This window comes from Serratia sp. A07 (genome assembly GCF_058725505.1).
The window spans coordinates 75,295-91,272 of sequence record NZ_JBZXDO010000022.1; the positions used below are offsets into that span (position 1 = coordinate 75,295).

General features: G+C 61.0%; 13 protein-coding genes. 10 read left to right on the forward strand and 3 right to left on the reverse strand.

Features of this window, described 5'->3' with window-relative positions:
* Window positions 1-270: 270 nt before the first annotated feature.
* Window positions 271-801, forward strand: coding sequence for a single-stranded DNA-binding protein SSB1 (ssb1, locus tag AC4PR2_RS19465; RefSeq protein WP_004936793.1), 531 nt, complete (start codon window positions 271-273; stop codon window positions 799-801).
* Window positions 802-864: 63 nt separating this feature from the next.
* Here the strand turns inward: ssb1 and AC4PR2_RS19470 are convergent, their stop codons facing one another.
* Entirely contained in the window at window positions 865-1,614 is a 750-nt protein-coding gene (locus AC4PR2_RS19470; protein WP_197804222.1) for a 3-oxoacyl-ACP reductase family protein, read from the reverse strand.
* 132 nt (window positions 1,615-1,746) lie between these two features.
* Between AC4PR2_RS19470 and AC4PR2_RS19475 the strand changes: the two genes are divergently transcribed.
* On the forward strand, window positions 1,747-2,664 hold the full coding sequence (locus AC4PR2_RS19475) for a LysR family transcriptional regulator (protein ID WP_197804223.1): 918 nt from the start codon (window positions 1,747-1,749) through the stop codon (window positions 2,662-2,664).
* Window positions 2,665-2,719: 55 nt separating this feature from the next.
* Here AC4PR2_RS19475 and bhsA read toward each other — a convergent pair whose 3' ends face one another.
* On the reverse strand, window positions 2,720-2,980 hold the full coding sequence (gene bhsA / locus AC4PR2_RS19480; RefSeq protein WP_060440954.1) for a multiple stress resistance protein BhsA: 261 nt from the start codon (window positions 2,978-2,980) through the stop codon (window positions 2,720-2,722).
* A gap of 196 nt (window positions 2,981-3,176) precedes the next feature.
* Between bhsA and AC4PR2_RS19485 the strand changes: the two genes are divergently transcribed.
* From AC4PR2_RS19485 to AC4PR2_RS19505, 5 genes are all read left to right on the forward strand, one after another.
* Window positions 3,177-3,620, forward strand: coding sequence for a lipocalin-like domain-containing protein (locus AC4PR2_RS19485; protein WP_047570370.1), 444 nt, complete (start codon window positions 3,177-3,179; stop codon window positions 3,618-3,620).
* Window positions 3,617-4,285: a glutathione S-transferase family protein gene (locus tag AC4PR2_RS19490; RefSeq protein WP_197804224.1), complete on the forward strand. Its 669-nt coding sequence runs from the start codon at window positions 3,617-3,619 to the stop codon at window positions 4,283-4,285. Before AC4PR2_RS19485 ends, AC4PR2_RS19490 begins: the two co-directional genes overlap by 4 nt.
* 47 nt (window positions 4,286-4,332) lie before the next feature.
* Window positions 4,333-4,740 carry a VOC family protein gene (locus AC4PR2_RS19495; protein ID WP_038874298.1) on the forward strand — a complete coding sequence of 136 codons (408 nt, stop codon included), beginning with the start codon at window positions 4,333-4,335 and terminating at the stop codon, window positions 4,738-4,740.
* A 332-nt stretch (window positions 4,741-5,072) separates the two neighbouring features.
* A complete protein-coding gene (locus AC4PR2_RS19500) occupies window positions 5,073-6,434 on the forward strand; it encodes an NCS2 family permease (protein ID WP_147840696.1) in 1,362 nt (453 codons plus the stop codon).
* A gap of 197 nt (window positions 6,435-6,631) precedes the next feature.
* Window positions 6,632-8,281: a Na+/H+ antiporter gene (locus tag AC4PR2_RS19505; protein WP_025304430.1), complete on the forward strand. Its 1,650-nt coding sequence runs from the start codon at window positions 6,632-6,634 to the stop codon at window positions 8,279-8,281.
* A 73-nt stretch (window positions 8,282-8,354) separates the two neighbouring features.
* Here the strand turns inward: AC4PR2_RS19505 and AC4PR2_RS19510 are convergent, their stop codons facing one another.
* Complete coding sequence (locus AC4PR2_RS19510; protein WP_443014819.1) at window positions 8,355-9,242, reverse strand: LysR family transcriptional regulator; 888 nt, start codon at window positions 9,240-9,242, stop codon at window positions 8,355-8,357.
* Window positions 9,243-9,382: 140 nt separating this feature from the next.
* Here AC4PR2_RS19510 and AC4PR2_RS19515 point away from each other — a divergent pair, with 140 nt between their 5' ends.
* From AC4PR2_RS19515 to AC4PR2_RS19525, 3 genes are all read left to right on the forward strand, one after another.
* Window positions 9,383-9,805, forward strand: a complete 423-nt coding sequence (locus AC4PR2_RS19515) for a CidA/LrgA family protein (RefSeq protein ID WP_004936830.1) — start codon at window positions 9,383-9,385, stop codon at window positions 9,803-9,805.
* Complete coding sequence (locus AC4PR2_RS19520; protein ID WP_004936833.1) at window positions 9,798-10,487, forward strand: LrgB family protein; 690 nt, start codon at window positions 9,798-9,800, stop codon at window positions 10,485-10,487. The genes AC4PR2_RS19515 and AC4PR2_RS19520 overlap by 8 nt, the downstream gene beginning before the upstream one ends.
* Window positions 10,488-11,099: 612 nt before the next feature.
* On the forward strand, window positions 11,100-15,978 hold a 4,879-nt coding region (locus AC4PR2_RS19525), incomplete at its 3' end, for an amino acid adenylation domain-containing protein (protein WP_492175377.1).

Genomic DNA, 15,978 nt, shown 5'->3' on the forward strand with positions numbered 1-15,978 from the left:
TCCCGTCTTGATGATACACCGCGCCTGTCGCGATTTTTGCGGGGGATTTTGTGATGGATCTCGCAAAAAACCGGCACAGCCTGGTCGAAACGCATAATTATGACACAAAAAAACCTGAATGAATATCCAGTATGCGAATGCAACAAGGTCGATCGAAAAGACAATTCTGGAATGCAATTCGCACTTATCAACACGGGTGTGGTTTCGCACTCAGCGTGGTAAACTGACGCGTTTATACTGTGTAGAAATCAATCATCGGGAGAAGTGCTCATGGCCAGCAGAGGCGTAAACAAAGTAATTCTGGTCGGGAATCTGGGTCAGGATCCAGAAGTCCGTTACATGCCGAACGGCGGCGCAGTGGCCAACATTACCCTGGCGACCTCCGAAAGCTGGCGTGACAAGGCGACCGGCGAACAGAAAGAGAAGACCGAGTGGCACCGCGTCGTGTTGTTCGGCAAACTGGCCGAAGTGGCGGGCGAATACCTGCGTAAAGGCTCTCAGGTCTACATCGAAGGCTCCCTGCAGACCCGTAAATGGCAGGATCAGAGCGGCCAGGATCGCTACACCACCGAGATCGTGGTTAACGTCGGCGGCACCATGCAGATGCTGGGCGGCCGTCAGGGCGGCGGCGCACCGGCCGGTCAATCTGCCGGCGGCCAGGGCGGTTGGGGCCAGCCTCAGCAGCCACAGGGCGGCAACCAGTTCAGCGGCGGCCAGCAGCAGTCTCGCCCGGCGCAGAACAGCGCTCCGGCAACCAGCAACGAACCGCCAATGGATTTCGACGACGATATCCCGTTCTGATATCCGGCCGTTTACAGCCAACAAAAAAGCCCCTTCACGGGGCTTTTTGCATTTCAGGGGCGGTTACGCCGAGAAGCCGCCGTCGATGCTCAGGCTGGCGCCGGTGATATAACCCGCCTGCGGGCCGGCGAGGTAGGCGACGAAGCCGGCGATCTCTTCATCTTTGCCGTAGCGGCCGATCGCCATCAGCTGCTTGAGCTGATCGGCGAACTCGCCGGCATCCGGGTTCATTTCGGTGTCCACCGGGCCGGGCTGCACGTTATTGACGGTGATGCCGCGCGGGCCGAGATCGCGCGCCATGCCTTTGGTCAGGCCGACCAGCGCCGATTTGCTCATCGCATACACCGCCGCGCCGCCGAACGGCACGCGCTCGGCGTTGGTGCTGCCGATGTGGATGATGCGGCCACCGTCGTTCATGTGGCGCGCCGCCTCCTGGCTGGCGACGAACACGCTGCGCACGTTGACCGCCAGCATGCGATCCAGGTCTTCCAACGCCAGTTCCTCGGTGCTGCCCAGCGTAAACACCCCGGCGTTGTTCACCAGAATATCCAGATTGCCGAACTGGCTGACCGCCTGGCGCACCGCCTGCTGCAGCGCCGCCGCATCGGCGCTGTCGGCCTTGATGGCGAGGGCTTTGCCGCCGGCGGCGGTGATGGCTCTTGCCACCGCTTCGGCGCGATCGGCCGAGGCGGCGTAGGTAAAGGCGACGGTGGCGCCTTCACTCGCCAACCGTTTAACGATGGCGGCGCCGATGCCGCGTGAACCGCCTTGAACGAACGCGACTTTGCCTTGCAGAGGGTGTGCTGTGGTCATGTTATTTCTCCAAAGTGGGTGAGGGTAAAGTAAAGTGCCGGCATTCAGTATCGGAGATCGTCGGCACGGCCACTAGCCACAAAGAGCTATAATCAGTTCAAACCATTAGTTTGAAATCCATAGAGGAAAAGTATGCTGGGACACCTGGAATGCTTCGTCAGCAGCGCGGAAAACGGCAGCTTTTCCGCCGCCGGCCGCAAGCTGGGCCTCAGCCCGGCAGCGGTGGGCAAAAACGTCACCCGGCTGGAGACGCTGGTTGGCGTGCGCCTGTTCCAGCGCAACACTCGCCAGCTGATCCTGACCGAAGAGGGCGAGCGTTTTTTGCAGGAAGTCAGCGGTGGTCTGCAGTCGATTCAGTGCGCGTTGAAGGGCCTGAGCAGCAGCGGTGGCGTGGCGGCCGGCAGCCTGAGGATCAGCATGGGCACCGCTTTCGGTCTGAATTTCGTGTTGCCGATGTTGCCGGATTTTTTGGCGCGTTATCCGGCGATCGTGCCGGACTGGCATTTCGATAATCGCCAGGTGGATCTGATCGGCGAGCACTTCGACGCCGCGTTGGGCGGCGGCATCGAACTGGCTCAGGGGATGATTGCGCGCGAGCTGGCGCCCGCACACGGCGTGTTGGTGGCTTCGGAGGATTATCTGCGGCAACGGCCGCCGCTGCGGCAGCCGGAACAGCTGGCGCAACACACCGGGATTTTCATCCGTTCGCCACAGACCGGGCGCATCCGCCATCAGCCGCTGCGCAATGCGGAAAACGAGCAGCATGCGCCGGCGATGGCGATCGGCATGACGGTAAACGAGCCGGAGGCGGCGGCGCGGGCGGCGGAAATGGGCTTGGGCATTGCCTTGATCGCCATGCCGAATGCGGTGCCCTATCTGGAAAACGGCCGCCTGGTGCGGGTGTTGCCGGGTTGGTATGTCGATCGCGGCAGCATGCACCTTTATTTTCCCACCACCAAATTCTTACCGACCAAAACCCGGGTTTTTGTCGATTTCATCACCGAGCAGTTTCGCCTGCAGAAGCTGGCGACACGCTTCGACGCCCGCTAAAACGAGAAAAGCCCCTTGCGGGGCTTCTTTCTTCCGTCGGTTGGCTGTTCGACGATCAGTTGAAGATTTCTGCGGTGCCGTACAGTTTGTTCTGGCCGCCGGCGGCGACGATGCGGTATGAACTGGCGCCCGATGCGGCGGCTTTGCTGGCCAGTTCGCTTTCCAGCGCGCTCAGGTTGGTGGCGCCGCTAACGGAAACTACGCCGATTTTCTGGGCGTCTGCAGCGGGTTGGCTGGAAGGCATATCGGCGGCGAAGGTAGCAAAAGAAGCGGTAGCCAGCAGTGCAGCGGTAGCAAAAATTTTGACGTTTTTCATGATGTATTCCTCAGCGTATTGATTGGATGAGAGCCCGTTGTCTCTCGATGTGTTAAATAGTAGTGCGGCAGGCTGGAATAAAAAATCGGAGAGTTTTGAGTATCTCTGTCAAATAAACTGATTATTTTTTCATCCGCTGGCGTGCGGTAAAAATCGCCACTACCCTATACAGACGATCCTTAACCGGAGAAGCGTAATGACGGTAAACGCGTTTATCGGCAGTTGGGCGCTGGTGTCGTCGGTGTTCAAAAACCAGAACGGCGAGCTGAATTACCCGCTGGGCGAGCAGGTGTTGGGGCGAATCCACTATGAGGCCAACGGCACGATGGCGGCGCAGCTGTACAGTGCCGTGCGGCCGCGTTTCGCCGCCGACGATTTGGCGCAGGGGTCCGAGCGGGAGATCCGCGCGGCCTTCATCAATATGATTTGCTACTTCGGCCGCTATCAGGTGGAGGAAAGCGAACAGCGGGTGGTGCATCAGGTCGAAGGCTGTTCGTTCCCCAACTGGGTAGGCAGCCGTCAGGTGCGTTTTTACGCTTTCAGCGGCGATCGGCTGACGTTGCGCACGGTGCCCTTGCAGCTCGGCAACGGCGTGCAGGTGGGCGAACTGGTGTGGCAGCGGACAGGAGCTTCTTTATGATCATTGTTCATCATCTCAATCACTCGCGGTCGCAGCGCATTCTGTGGTTTCTGGAAGAGCTGGGCGTGCCCTATCAGGTGCAACGCTACGAACGCGATCCGCAGACTATGCTGGCGCCGGCGGCGCTGAAAAAGATCCACCCGCTGGGCAAATCGCCGGTGATCGTCGACGGCGATCTGACGCTGGCGGAATCCGGCACCATCATCGAATACCTGCAGGAAGCCTATGACGCGCAAGGGATGTTCATGCCGACCGACTTCCACGCGCGCCAGCAATACCGCTACTGGCTGCACTACGCTGAAGGATCGCTGATGCCGCTGTTGGTGATGAAACTGGTGTTCAGCCGGCTCGGCCAGCCGCCGATCCCCTGGCTGCTGCGGCCGGTGGCCGGCGCGATCGGCAAGGGCGTGCAGCGCGAATATCTCGACAAGCAGATCGCGCCGCACTGCGAATTCCTCGAACAGCACCTGAACAAGGGCAGCTGGTTTGTCGGCAACGACTTCAGCGCGGCGGACATTCAGATGAGCTTCCCGCTGGAGGCGATGGCGGCGCGCGGCGCGTTGGATGATTGCCCGAAACTGCGCGGTTTTCTGCAGCGCATTCACGCCCGGCCCGCCTACCAGCGGGCGTTGGAGCAGGGCGGCCCTTACGACCTGCTGAGCTAAGCGGATGGGCTATACTCGATGGGGTCATTCTTCATCGGAGGTAGCCCATGGCTACGCAAATCTTCGTTAACCTGCCCGTCAGCGATCTGCCCGCCTCGATGGCGTTCTTCACCCACCTGGGTTTCACTTTCAATCCGCAATTCACCGATGACACCGCCGCGTGCATGGTGGTCAGCGACACGATTTACGTGATGTTGCTGACCCACGACAAATTCAGGATGTTTACCCCGAACCCGATCGGCGACGCCAAGCAGGCCACCGAAGTGCTGGTATGCCTGTCGCAACCCAGCCGGGCGGCGGTGGACGAACTGGTGCGTAAGGCGGTCGCCGGCGGCGGCAACACCTACCACCCGCCGCGGGACTACGGCGTGATGTACGGCCACGGTTTTCAGGATCTGGATGGCCATATCTGGGAATTGATGTATATGGATCCCGCTGCGGTGCAGACGCAATAACCCTGCCGCGACGGCGTTCGCCGGGGCGCCCGTCGCCCCGGTTTTATCGTACAGGCGTCATTCCCGCCGCTTTCTGCATAAATTGCCGCGATCTTTAGTTGATTAGACGCTATGGAAGGCAGGATAATCGTTTGCCTTGAATAAACCACCATAAATCACCCGTACCGCGCGCTGCGAGTTAAACGTTTGCCTTGGTGCGCATCGCCGTTGGCGCTGCGACAGAAGGGCAAGGATGCGGAACGTGACGTAAACGATTACGTGACGATCGGGCGCGGGCGAGATTACAGGCCTGCTGCGACGGGCCGATTCATGAAACACAGGGGAAGTAACCTATGTCGAACTCTCAAGCGAACCACGCCGAAAAACCAACCGGCGGGCTTGATGGCTATTTTAAAATTTCCGCGCGCGGCAGCAGCGTGCGCCAGGAGGTGGTGGCGGGGCTAACCACCTTCCTGGCGATGGTGTACTCGGTGATCGTGGTGCCGAGCATGCTGGGCAAAGCGGGCTTCCCGCCGGCGGCGGTGTTTGTCTCCACCTGCCTGGTGGCCGGGCTGGGCTCGCTGCTGATGGGGCTGTGGGCTAACCTGCCGATGGCGATCGGCTGTGCGATCTCGTTGACCGCCTTCACCGCCTTCAGCCTGGTGCTGGGCCAGCACATCAGCATTCCGGTGGCGCTGGGTGCGGTGTTCCTGATGGGCGTACTGTTTACCATTATCTCGGTCACCGGCATCCGCGCCTGGATCCTGCGCAACCTGCCGATGGGCGTGGCGCACGGCACCGGCATCGGTATCGGTCTGTTCCTGCTGCTGATCGCCGCCAACGGCGTCGGCCTGGTGGTGAAGAACCCGCTGGATGGCCTGCCGGTGGCGCTCGGCGCGTTCACCTCCTTCCCGGTGGTGATGACGCTGGTCGGCCTGGCGGTGATCTTCGGCCTGGAAAAACTGCGCGTGCCCGGCGGCATTTTGCTGGTGATCATCGCCATTTCCATCATCGGCTTGATCTTCGACCCGGCGGTGAAATACCAGGGGCTATTCGCCATGCCGAGCCTGGCGGACGCTGACGGCAAGTCGTTGATCTTCAGCCTGGATATCATGGGCGCATTGCAGCCGGTGGTGTTGCCGAGCGTGCTGGCGCTGGTGATGACCGCGGTGTTCGACGCCACCGGCACCATCCGCGCGGTGGCCGGGCAGGCCAACCTGCTGGATAAAGACGGGCAGATCATCAACGGCGGCAAGGCGCTGACCTCGGATTCCCTGAGCAGCATCTTCTCCGGCCTGGTGGGCGCCGCGCCCGCCGCGGTCTACATCGAATCCGCCGCCGGCACCGCCGCGGGCGGCAAGACCGGCCTGACCGCCACCGTGGTCGGCATTCTGTTCCTGCTGATCCTGTTCCTGTCGCCGCTGGCCTATCTGGTGCCGGTCTATGCCACCGCACCGGCGCTGATGTACGTCGGCCTGCTGATGCTGAGCAACGTCACCAAGCTGGACTTCAACGACTTCGTCGACGCGATGGCCGGCCTGCTGTGCGCGGTGTTCATCGTACTGACCTGCAACATCGTTACCGGCATCATGCTGGGCTTCAGCTCGCTGGTCATCGGCCGCATCTTCTCCGGCGAATGGCGTAAGCTGAACATCGGCACCGTGCTGATCGCCGTGGCGCTGGTGGCGTTCTACGCCGGCGGCTGGGCGATTTAAGACCCTCAGGTTTCCCTCGCCCGGCGGGTGAGGGAAACTGTCACGGCATTTCCCTTCTTAAGATAAGTCTTCTTCTGCTCTGCACCGCGTTTTGAAAGGCACAACAAGCTTTAACGGCTGTAAAAAAAGTGATCTACTATCGGGACCAACGCAGGCCCTGAGCCGATGTCGTCTGAATCGTAGAGTCTAAGGAAAGCATGGAAATCTTTTTTACAATCCTCATTTTGATCCTGGTGGTCTCCCTGTCCGGGGTGGTGACGCGCATGTTGCCGTTCCAGGTGCCGCTGCCGCTGATGCAAATCGCCATCGGGGCCCTGTTGGCCTGGCCGCATTTCGGGCTGCACGTCGACTTTGATCCCGAACTGTTCCTGGTGCTGTTCATCCCGCCGCTGCTGTTCGCCGACGGCTGGAAAACGCCGACGCGCGAATTCCTGCACCACGGGCGTGAAATTCTCGGCCTGGCGCTGGTGCTGGTGCTGATCACCGTGGTCGGCGTCGGCTATCTGATCTACGCCATGGTGCCGGGCATTCCGCTGGTGGCGGCCTTCGCGTTGGCGGCGGTGCTGTCGCCGACCGATGCCGTGGCGCTGTCCGGCATCGTCGGCAAAGGGCGCATTCCCAAGCCAATCATGGGCGTGCTCGAAGGCGAGGCGCTGATGAACGACGCATCCGGCCTGGTGTCGCTCAAGTTCGCCATCGCGGTGGCGATGGGCACCATGGTGTTCACCGTGGGCGGCGCAACCCTCGAGTTCCTCAAAGTGGCGATCGGTGGCCTGCTGGCCGGCGTGGCGGTCACCTGGACCTACAGTAAATCGCTGCGGGTGATGAGCCGCTGGAGCGGCGACGATCCGGCGACCCAGATCGTATTCCTGCTGCTGCTGCCGTTCGCCTCCTACCTGATCGCCGAACACATCGGCGTTTCCGGCATCCTGGCGGCGGTGGCGGCGGGGATGACCATCAGCCAATCCGGCGTGATCCGCAACGCGCCGCTGGCGATGCGCCTGCGCGCCAACAGCGTATGGGCGATGCTGGAGTTCGTGTTCAACGGCATGGTGTTCATCATGTTGGGCCTGCAGCTGCCGGGCATTCTTGAAACCTCTATCCTGCAGGCGGAGCTGGATCCGACCATCCAGACCTGGTACCTGTTCGCCGATGTGGCCACCATCTACGCCGCGCTGCTGGTGCTGCGTTTCACCTGGCTGTGGGTGATGAAGAAGGCCAGCAACCGCTTTATGAAAAAGCGCCCGCTGCAGTTTGGCGACTACAGCACGCGTGAGCTGTGGGTGGCGTCGTTCGCCGGGGTGCGCGGGGCGATTACCCTGGCCGGTGTGCTGTCGATACCGCTGTTGCTGAGCGACGGCACCGCCTTCCCGGCGCGCTATCAGCTGGTGTTTATCGCCGCCGGGGTGATCCTGCTGTCGTTGATCGTCGGCGTGCTGGCATTGCCGCTGCTGCTGCGCGGCGTTCAGGTGGCCGACAAGAGCGCCAGCAAGCACGAAGAGCGCATGGCGATCGCCATGGCGGCCGAAGTGGCGATCGAGAGCGTGAATAAAATGGAAGAGCGTCTGGTCGCCGATACCGAAGAGAACCTCGATCCGCAGGTGTTGAAAGAGGTCAGCTCGCGGGTGACGGGCATGCTGCGGCGGCGCATCGCGTCGAAAGACGATATCGAGAATGCGCTGGCGATGGAAAACCTCGAGCGGCGTTTCCGCCTGACGGCGCTGCGCGCCGAGCGCGGCGAGCTGTACCACCTGCGCGCCACGCAGAAAATCAGCAACGAGACGCTGCAAAAACTGCTGCACGATCTCGACTTGCTCGAAGCGTTGCTGATCGAACGCGAAGGGTAAACCTCAGAAGAGGAATCATGTTTTCCTCTTTATTTCTTCCCGAAGGGCCGCCTGTGCGGCCCTTGTTTTTTGGCTACTTGAGCGGCGGCCAGTAGTCGCGGCAGCAGGCGATCCAGGCCTGCGCGCTGTGCGACAGGTAGCTGCCCTGGCGCCAGATCAGCCCGATTTTCCACTCCATGCGCGGCTCCAGCGGCAGCCAGACCAGGTTTTCCTTGTCCAGCCAGCGGCAGACCGGCTCCGGCAGCATGGCGATGCCCACGCCGGCCTGCACCATTGAGGCGAGGAAATCCCATTGGCCGCTGCGCACCGCGATTTGCGGTTCAAAACCGGCCTGGCGAAACGCCTTCATCAGCATCTTGTACAGCGCAAAGTCTTCGTTATAAATCAGGATCGGGCTGTTGGCCAATTCGGCGATATTGATGCGGGTGCGGTTGAGCCACTGCGGCGTGCGCGGCGCCACCACGCACATCGGATGGCCCAGCAGCGGCAGAAAGGTCAGCGGCTGTTCCGAATCGAAGGGTAGCACCGTCATCGCCAGATCCAGTTCGCCGGACATCACCGCCTGTTCGACCGACAGCCCGCCCAGCTCGGAAATTTTTAATTCGATGCCGGGGTAGGTCTGGCGAAAGCGGCGGATCAGATCGGCGATCTGCCTGCCCACCATCGGCGGAATGCCCAGCCGCAGCACGCCCTTTTTCACCGAGCTGATGTCTTCCAGCTCCGCCTCCAGCTGGCGGAATTCGTCGAGGATCGTCAGGCCGCGCTGATACACCGCCTGGCCGCTGTCGGTCAGGCGCAGCTTGCGGCCTTCGCGGATCAGCAGCGTGCATTCCAGCTCCTCTTCCAGATGCCGCAGCATCTTGCTGATGGTGGGCTGGGTGACGAACAGTTTTTCCGCCGCGCGGGTGAAGCTTTGCTGGCGCACCACTTCAACGAAGTAGCGCAGGGTGCGGACATCCACGTTAGGGTTCTCCTTGAGGGCGCTACCGGCGGGAAACTATTCCCGGACGGCATGATGTCGATAATTTTAATTCATTTCAGGCGTGGTTTCCCGGCTGCGTATACTGTAGGCCGTCAATTTATTGTTTGAGGTCATCTTCCATGTCTCTGGCGTTACGCCGCGTTGCCCCCTCCCTGCTGACCCGTTTGCAGGTGCCGATTCAGGTGGCGTTGTATGCGGCGCTGTTCCTGATCGCCGATCGCCTGGTGCAACAATTCCACCTGCCGCTCCCCGCCAATATCGTCGGCATGCTGATGCTGCTGGCGCTGATCCTGCTGCGCATTCTGCCGCTGAGCTGGGTCAAGGCCGGCTCCCGCTGGCTGCTGGCGGAAATGCTGCTGTTCTTCGTGCCGGCGGTGGTGGCGGTGGTCAACTATGCCCAGCTGCTGATGGTCGAGGGCTGGAAGATCTTTCTGGTGATCGCGGTCAGCACCATGCTGACGTTGGGCGCCACCGGGCTGGTGGTGGACAGGGTGTATCGGCTGGAGATTTGGCTGCAGCGACGGAAGCAGCGCCATGAATGATTTTATCCTCAGCCTGGCCTGCTTTCTGGCGACGCTGGCGCTCTACTTCGCCAACAAAAAGCTGTACCGCCGCCGCCGCACGTTACTGCTGATGCCGCTGGTACTGACGCCGATGATCCTGGTGCTGCTGCTGGTGGTCACCCACATCTCCTATCAGGACTATATCGGTGAAACCCACTGGCTGCTGTGGCTGCTGGGGCCGGCGACCATCGCCTTTGCGGTGCCGGTGTACGAGAATCTGCACATCATCCGCCGCCACTGGCTGTCGCTGACCGCCGGGGTAACGACGGCGGTGCTGGTGGCGGTGTACAGCTCGGTGTGGCTGGCGCGCCTGCTGACGCTGCCGGAAGAGGTGCAGCGCAGCCTGGCGGTGCGTTCGATTACCACGCCGTTCGCGCTGGAGGCCGCCAAACAGATGGGCGGGCAGCCGGATCTGGTGGCGCTGTTCGTGGTGATCACCGGGGTGTTCGGCATGGCGGTGGGCGACATTCTGTTTCTGCGGCTGGCGGTGCGCAGCCGCCTGGCCAAGGGAGCCGGGTTTGGCGCCTCGTCGCACGGCGCCGGCACCGCCCGCGCTTATGAACTGGGGCCGCAGGAGGGCGTGGTGTCGAGCCTGGTGATGATGCTGGCCGGCATTATCACGGTGGTGGCCGCGCCGCTGATCGGCCGGCTGATGTGGTAAGACCTCTCGGGGCGGGCTCTGCCGCCCCATTTTACATTGTCTGTCGTTGGGAACGGTGCCGTCGATGAGCGCCCGAAAAAACGAAGAAATTTTTCAGCATAATTTTTCCCATCGTTATAACAAAAAACGATAGATGCGCCGCGGGCAAAATTGCCGTTCATTTTTAATGGTAATGAATTAATTGAGCAATAAATTATTATCATTAAAACAATAAAGTATAACTTATTGATATGGAGAGGCTCTTATCGTAAGTATTGTTGCACATTAACTGTGGTGAATAATACAAAAGAATATGAATTTCTCTCTAATTATATCGGATTAATACAAGAGGAATACGCTCGTCATCCCTGAGTAATATCGGGGAAATAAAATGGTCATTTATTCCCTTTCGCACATTTCGCCAAAAAAAATATCCTCTCCTATACTTCACAGCTCTACAAATTGAGGCACAGGGGGGAACCTCTGGATTAACCATTTCATTCTTTCTTAGTTGGGGGGAGACCCAGCTTTTCTACGGTTTTTTATTCTGACTTGAACTGTCGGACGGCCAGGCTTTGCCTAAATCCGGACGGTCCCTTTCATTAACGTAATGAAAACGTGCTAGAGAATATTATGAACAAACAAACTGATGTGAAGAGTGGGGAATTCCGTACCGGTGCTCAGGCTGCGGCGGAGAAAGTCGAACTGCATGAAATGACTATCGCCCAGCGTGAACTCTGGCTGGGGGAAAACATTTCCAAAGAGTTGTCGTTCAATATCTGGGGCTATGGGCAGGTTGACGGGCCTCTCGACGTTAAGCTGCTGCGGCAAGCCATCGATGCCATCGTGGAAGAAACGCCGGCTCTGCAAGCGCATTTTGTGGAAAAAGACGGTGAGCTTTATCAATACCGCGCGCCACGCACCCATGAGCCGCTGTTCACACTCGATCTCAGTAAGGAACCCGATCCCCTGCAGACGGCCAGACGCTGGATGGTGGCGGATGCGGCGCTGCCGCGCCGCGCCACGGGAGAGGAACCTTTTAGTTTTTATGTGATTACGCTCGCCCCGCAGCGCTATGTCCTCTATCGGCGTTTCCACCATATGATCACCGACGGCCGCAGTGCCGAGGAAGTGATGCGGCGCATCGCGGCCTACTATAACGCGCTGGCGTCCGGCGGCGTCATCCCTGAATTCGCCAACTGCAATTTCTCTCTGCTTTATGAAAACGACATCAAATACCGCGACTCCTCACGCTTTTCTTCCGATCAGGCTTTTTGGCGGGAATATACTGCCGCTGCGCCGCAGAGTTTGTCGCGTAGAGCCATATTGACCCCGGACGCCGCGATGAACCGCAACACGCAGCTGCTGGAAAAAGAGGCATTGGATCAGCTGCAGCAACAAGCCGACAATATCGGCGTACACCGCGCACATATATTGGCCGCCGCCGTAGCATTATGTTTCTACAGCCTGACCGGCAGTGAATATCTTAATTTCAGCATGCCGGTGACCGGGACGAGAGAACGAAACAGTATTGGTATGACCTCTAACGTTGTCCCTTTGATTATCAAGGTTGAACCCCAGCTGAGCCTGGCCGAATTTATCCAAAAGGTTGCGGCCGAAATAGCAAAAGTGGTTCGCCATCAATTATATCGTGGGGAGGACATTCGGCGTGACAATGGCGCGACGGATTCCGCCTGGTTTGGCCCTTCAATTAACATTGTTTCTTTCGACCACGGCGATCCTTTCTGGGGATGCCGCACCCGTTGGTATTATGGCGGGAATATTCCGTCCGGCGATCTACAGATTATGCTGTATGAAGACCAGCAGGCGAATGAGCTGGACGTCACTTTTTCTGACGCCGCTTATGCAAATTCATTAGGCGATCTGGATGTTTTGCAGCGCCGTTTCCAGTTTATTTTACGGGCGCTGAACGCATCAACGGCGGGGACGATCGAGGCGTTGGATCGGCAAGTGGCGGCGCTGGCGGATACCGAGGCCGGCGGCAGCTTTTACACCAACCGTCGGCAACCGCCTGCCGGCGGCATCATTCGTTGGGATCGCCCGGCTGAGGCGCTGCAGCGCCTGGTGAGCTCGCTGAGCCATGGCGCGGGATGCGCGGCGAAGATACTGCTGGCGGAGCGCGTGTTGGGCGTGACGGCGCTGCAGGCGGTGAGCGATGAGCGGCAGGCCGAGCCCGGTACCCTGCTGCACGTCGAGGCCGACGGCTGGGTGATTGCCGCGAACCCCGGCGTGGTGCGCGTCGGGCCGTTCTTGCGTGCCGACGGATCGGTTCAGCCAGGCGATGCGCTGGCGCAGGCCTGCGGCCTGTCTGTCGGCTCGGTCTTGCCGACGATTAACGCTGCCGAAGCCTCGCTGTTAGGTGCGGCGTATGGCGCCAGCGCCGATAGCGCCGCTTTTTGGCAACCGCGTCTGACGCGTTATTATCCGGCGCCGTTCCCGCCGGGGCCTGGCCGCCAGGCGGAGCTTCCCGCACGCTGGCAGGCGACGGCCTGGCAGCGCCTGGAAAAAATTGCCGGCGAACAGGTGCTGGCGGCAGCAACCCTTTATCTGGCGCGCATGTGCAATGAAACCGATTTTCAGCTGGGGTGGATCACCCCGGACGATCGGAATTGGGGTCGTTGGGCCCACCTGAGCGCGCGCGTGCTGCCGCTGCAGGTCTCTGTTGATCACACCGGCAATTTCCAGCAGGCGTTGGCCGCGCTGGAACAGGAATATAGCCAGCTGCGCGCTCATGCCGATTATCATCCCGCGTTGCTGACGCGCGATGCGGACCTGCGAGCGCCTCAGACTTGGCCGACGGCGGTATCGATCGTCAGCCGGCGCTCGGCGCAGGGGTTGCAGCCTGAAGACGAGGGGGTTGCCGCCATCATGGCTTCCGGCTCGCGCGCGGTATTGCAAATCTGCAAGGCTGACGGCGCTTTCCGTTGGGTTTACGACGCCGCCTCCGTGGCTGACGAACAGATGTTGCGTGCGACGCAACATCTGCTGATGCTGCTCAACGATGCGGTGAGGGTGGGTTCTCATCGTCGCACCGTCGGCGAACTCAGTCTGGTTTCCGAGGAAGAACGCGCGCAGTTGCTGCAGGGCCTCAACCATACCGTCGCTTCACACTCGCCGGCGGTTTGTCTGCACCGGTTGTTCGAAGCACAGGTCAGACGGACGCCGGAGGCGATCGCGGTGACGTATGGCGATGACAGCCTGACCTACGCGGAATTGAATACCCAGGCGAACCGTTGGGCCCATCGGCTGGTACAGCTTGGCGTGCAGCCGGACAGCCTGGTGGCGCTGTGCGCCGGGCGCGGGCTGCCGATGCTGGTCGGGCTGCTGGGGATCCTCAAAGCCGGCGGCGCCTATGTGCCGCTGGATCCCGCCTATAGCGGCGAGCGGCTACAGTACATCCTGGCGGACTCAGCGCCGGTGCTGCTGTTGGCGGATGAGCTCGGCCGACAAGCGCTGGGTGACTGCGAGGTGCCGGTGCTGGCGCTGGAACAGCCACTGACGGGGGAAAGCGACGATCTGCAGGACGTCGGGGTGCGCTCGGCGCACCTGGCGTATGTGATTTATACCTCCGGCTCGACCGGCAAACCCAAAGGGGTGATGGTGGAGCACCGGCAGGTCGCGCGGTTGTTCAGCGCGACGAACGCCTGGTTCAACTTCAGCGCCGCCGACAGGTGGTGCCTGTTCCACTCATTCGCCTTCGACTTCTCCGTCTGGGAGATCTGGGGCGCCTGGCTGTATGGCGGCCAGCTGTTCATCGTACCGCAGGCGATCGCCCGCTCGGCGCCGGATTTTTATCATTTCGTCTGCCGCAGCGGCATCACGGTATTGAACCAGACGCCGAGCGCCTTCAAAGCCTTTATCCAGGCTCAGGCGCACAGCGAAGCGCGCCAGCAGCTACGCGAGATCGTGTTCGGTGGCGAAATGCTGAAGCCTTCCGATCTTGCGCCGTGGTTTGCTCGTCCAGAGAACCGGCAGACGCGGTTGATCAATATGTACGGTATCACCGAGACCACGGTGCATGTGACTTATCGGCCGCTGTCGGCGCAGGATACGGCGATCACCACCAGTCCGATCGGCAGCCGCATCCCGGATTTGCGCTTGTATCTGCTGGGCGCCGACGGCGAACCGGTGCCGATGGGGGCGATCGGCGAACTTTACGTCGGCGGCGAAGGGGTGGCGCGGGGTTACCTGAACCGGCCCGAATTGACGGCGGAACGTTTTCTCGATGATCCTTTCAACCGGGCGCCGGGTGCGCGCATGTATCGTACCGGCGATCTGGCGCGCTATCTGCCGGGGGGCGATATCGAATACCTGGGGCGCAATGACCAGCAGGTAAAAATCCGCGGTTTCCGCATCGAATGCGGCGAGGTGGAGGCACAGCTGAGTACCGATCCGCGCGTGCGCAGCGTAGCCGTGGACGCGATTGACGATGGCGCCGGGGGCAAGCGACTGGTAGCGTGGGTGGTTCCGGCACCGGAAGCCGAACGCGCTACGCTGGCGACCGGGCTGCGTCAGCATCTGCAGGCGCGGCTGCCGGATTATATGGTGCCGGTGGCTTACGTTTGGCTGGAGGCGTTGCCGCTGACCGGCAACGGCAAATTGGACAAGCGGGCTCTGCCGGTGCCGCAGGTCGACGCCTATGTGCGTGAAGCCTATGCGCCGCCGCAGGGCGAGGCGGAAAACCTGCTGGCGGCAATCTGGCGCGAGCTGCTGGGCGTAGAGCGCGTCGGTCGCTATGACCACTTCTTCGAACTGGGCGGGCATTCGCTGATGGCGGTGCGCCTGGCTAACCGCGTGCAACAGGCCGGATGGCAGTTACCGTTGCAGGCGCTGTTCGCCAGCCCGGTACTGCACGTGCTGGCGCAGGCGCTGGAAGTTGCGCCGGCTCAGGAACCGCTGCCGATACTGCCGGTGGCGCGCGACGGCGAATTGCCCCTGTCGTTCGCCCAGCAACGCCTGTGGTTCCTGACCCAGTTGGAGGGGATGAGCGAAACCTACCATATCCCCCTGGCGCTGCGGTTGCACGGCCGGTTGGATCGGCAGGCGCTGCAACATAGTCTGGATGCGCTCTATGCGCGTCACGAATCGCTGCGTAGCCGGTTCATCACCCGGGAAGATCGGCCACAGGTGCAGATTTTGCCGGCAAACGGGCTGCCGCTTGCGTTCCACGATCTGCGACGTCACCCCGCGCAAGCCGACACGCTGTGCCGTCAGGCGGCCACTCAACCGTTCGATTTGACGCAGGGGCCGCTGGTGCGCGCCGCGCTGATCCGCCTGGCGGATGAGGAGCACCTGTTCCTGCTCACCTGTCATCACATCGTCTCCGACGGTTGGTCGACCGGCATTCTGCTGCGTGAACTGGGAGCGTTGTACGGCGCTTTCCGTCGCGGCGATGCCGATCCGCTGCCGCTGCCGACGCTGCAATACCCGGATTACGCCGCCTGGCAGCGTCGCTATCTGACGCCGGAGCGGCTGGCGGCGCAGGCGCAAT

Coding starts and splice junctions, on each gene's coding strand:
- AC4PR2_RS19515 (WP_004936830.1), top strand. CDS start 9,383: ATGTCTCTGGCGTTACGCCGCGTTGCCCCCTCCCTGCTGACCCGTTTG.
- bhsA (WP_060440954.1), bottom strand. CDS start 2,980: ATGAAAAACGTCAAAATTTTTGCTACCGCTGCACTGCTGGCTACCGCT.
- AC4PR2_RS19490 (WP_197804224.1), top strand. CDS start 3,617: ATGATCATTGTTCATCATCTCAATCACTCGCGGTCGCAGCGCATTCTG.
- AC4PR2_RS19505 (WP_025304430.1), top strand. CDS start 6,632: ATGGAAATCTTTTTTACAATCCTCATTTTGATCCTGGTGGTCTCCCTG.
- AC4PR2_RS19500 (WP_147840696.1), top strand. CDS start 5,073: ATGTCGAACTCTCAAGCGAACCACGCCGAAAAACCAACCGGCGGGCTT.
- ssb1 (WP_004936793.1), top strand. CDS start 271: ATGGCCAGCAGAGGCGTAAACAAAGTAATTCTGGTCGGGAATCTGGGT.
- AC4PR2_RS19485 (WP_047570370.1), top strand. CDS start 3,177: ATGACGGTAAACGCGTTTATCGGCAGTTGGGCGCTGGTGTCGTCGGTG.
- AC4PR2_RS19470 (WP_197804222.1), bottom strand. CDS start 1,614: ATGACCACAGCACACCCTCTGCAAGGCAAAGTCGCGTTCGTTCAAGGC.
- AC4PR2_RS19475 (WP_197804223.1), top strand. CDS start 1,747: ATGCTGGGACACCTGGAATGCTTCGTCAGCAGCGCGGAAAACGGCAGC.
- AC4PR2_RS19495 (WP_038874298.1), top strand. CDS start 4,333: ATGGCTACGCAAATCTTCGTTAACCTGCCCGTCAGCGATCTGCCCGCC.
- AC4PR2_RS19520 (WP_004936833.1), top strand. CDS start 9,798: ATGAATGATTTTATCCTCAGCCTGGCCTGCTTTCTGGCGACGCTGGCG.